The 2,245-nt window shown below is 68.0% G+C and carries 2 protein-coding genes; one reads left to right on the forward strand and one right to left on the reverse strand.

Annotation, left to right across the window (positions count from 1 at the left end; genetic code table 11):
• The first annotated feature begins 150 nt into the window (after positions 1 to 150).
• Entirely contained in the window at positions 151 to 1,200 is a 1,050-nt protein-coding gene (gene tsaD / locus AC1D2K_RS33715; protein WP_478094665.1) for a tRNA (adenosine(37)-N6)-threonylcarbamoyltransferase complex transferase subunit TsaD, read from the forward strand.
• On the opposite strand, the gene AC1D2K_RS33720 is transcribed toward tsaD, so the two are convergent.
• On the reverse strand, positions 1,148 to 1,939 hold the full coding sequence (locus tag AC1D2K_RS33720) for an alpha/beta hydrolase (RefSeq protein WP_478094667.1): 792 nt from the start codon (positions 1,937 to 1,939) through the stop codon (positions 1,148 to 1,150). The two genes, tsaD and AC1D2K_RS33720, sit on opposite strands and share 53 nt — an antisense overlap.
• Positions 1,940 to 2,245 lie beyond the last annotated feature (306 nt).

Below are 2,245 nucleotides of genomic sequence, written 5' to 3' on the forward strand. Positions count from 1 at the left end.
TTTTCGTGGAACACCGCGGAACCGGCTTCGCCGGGCCGCTGGTGTTGCCCCCGGCCGGCGGTGGGCAGCGACACGCAGTGAGCCAACCTGGGGGCGAGCTCATTGAGCAACATCCGTGCCCTCGGGACGGACGCCACCTACACTCGCTGGATGCATGTACTGGGAATCGAATCCTCCTGCGACGAGACCGGCGTGGCGCTGGTCGAGGCCGGCGCCAGCGGGCTGCCTCGGCTGGCCGCGCACGCGCTGCACAGCCAGATCGCGATGCACCAGGCCTATGGCGGCGTGGTGCCCGAGCTTGCGAGCCGGGATCACATCCGCCGCGTCCTGCCGCTCACGCAGGCGGTGTTCGACGAGGCTGGCCGGCGGCTGGCCGATGTCGACGTGGTCGCCTACACGCGGGGGCCGGGGCTGGCGGGCGCCTTGCTGGTCGGCGCCGGCGTGGCGTGCGCGCTGGGCGCCGCGCTCGGCAAACCGGTGCTCGGCGTGCATCACCTCGAGGGCCACTTGCTTTCGCCCTTCCTGAGCGCCGACCCGCCCGAGTTTCCCTTCGTCGCGCTGCTGGTGTCAGGCGGACATACCCAGCTGATGCGGGTCGACGGGGTGGGGCGCTACGCGCTGCTCGGCGAGACCATCGACGACGCCGCCGGCGAAGCCTTCGACAAGAGCGCCAAGCTGATGGGGCTGCCCTATCCCGGCGGCCCGTGGCTCGCGAAGCTGGCGGAGCAGGGCGACCCTGAGGCCTTCAAGCTGCCGCGCCCGCTGCTGCACAGCGGCAATCTCGATTTCTCCTTTGCCGGACTCAAGACCGCGGTGCTGACGCAGGCCAAGAAGCTCGGCGATCAGCTCGAAGCCCGCAAGCCCGATCTCGCCGCCTCGACGCAGGCCGCGATCGTCGACGTGCTGCTGAAGAAATCGCTGGCCGCGCTCGAACAGACCGGCCTCGACCGCTTCGTGGTCGCGGGCGGCGTCGGCGCCAACCGGATGCTGCGCCAGCAGCTCGACGTGGCCTGCGCGAAGCGCGGCGTGCGCGTGCACTACCCCGAACTGCACCTGTGCACCGACAACGGCGCCATGATTGCGATGGCCGCGGCGATGCGGCTTCAGGCCGGCGTGCAGGCGCCGACCGGGCACTATGCCTTCGACGTCAAGCCGCGATGGCCATTGGCCTCGCTGAGCGGGCCACAGCAGGGCGCGTGATGCGTCGCCCACACGCAGCCTCGCTTCGAGTGCGCCTGGCGTCGGTCTGAGAGCCTTCCCGGGTTGCCAGGGTCGGCAGCGGCAGCACGTCGAGCACCTTGCGCCAGAGCTGCGACCACTGCGGCCAGTCGTGGCCGCCTTCGGTGGTGAACACGCGGCCGGCCGGCAGCGCATCGGCCAGCAGATGGTGATTGGACGCAAAGCGGTCGCTGAGTCCGAAGCCCAGATACAGCGGCGGCAGGTGCTTGGCCTGCCGCGGCGACGCGTACTGCTGGAGCCAAGGCCACAGCTTGCGGTCGACCTCCTCGTCCGGCGGCGGTCCTCCGGGCGCCTTCCAGGCGCGCAGGCCGCCGGCCTTGTGGATTTCTGCGCCGATGGGCCGGCGCCCCAGGTAGGGCGCCAGGACGACGATGCCGTCGACCGTGCCCGGTGTCGCCAACTCGTGGATCAGGGCCCCGAAGCCGCCGATCGAAATGCCCACCAGCCAGATCGACGCATAGCCCAGTGCGCGCTGGGGCCGGATCACGTCGTTCTGCAGCCGCTCGATGAAGGTCTGGTCGTAGTAATAAGAGACATCGGCATCGACCAGCAGGGCATCGGCCGCGAGTTTGCGTTCCCTGACGGCGTCGATGAATCCTTCGCGCTCGAATTCCTCCGGTTTCAGGAAAGCCCCGGGAAGAAACACCAGYAGCGTGTCGGACCGGGCATGGCTCTGTGCAAACTTCAAGTGCGTTTTCATGGGCGCTTCGATCGGGCGCCGCTGCCGGCTGCCGCTGCAGTTCGACGAATTCAGGCGCGATTTAAGAAGAAAGCATTGAAAAAGTCGTCACAGAACGTGACGAATTTCGCACTTATTGTGAGTCAGAAACAAGTCGGACAGGTAGCAAAAAAGTTACTCGATGAACTTTTTTTGCTCGCCCCCCCAGGTTGCCCGGCACTTCGTGTCCGGGCGCCCACCCCCTACCGGGGGCAACACCAGCGGCCCGGCGACTATCGCTCGCCCCCAGGTCGAGCTCACTGCGTGTAGCCCTCCCACCCCCTACCG

The sequence above is a fragment of the Variovorax sp. P1_H12_2 genome, assembly GCF_056405335.1.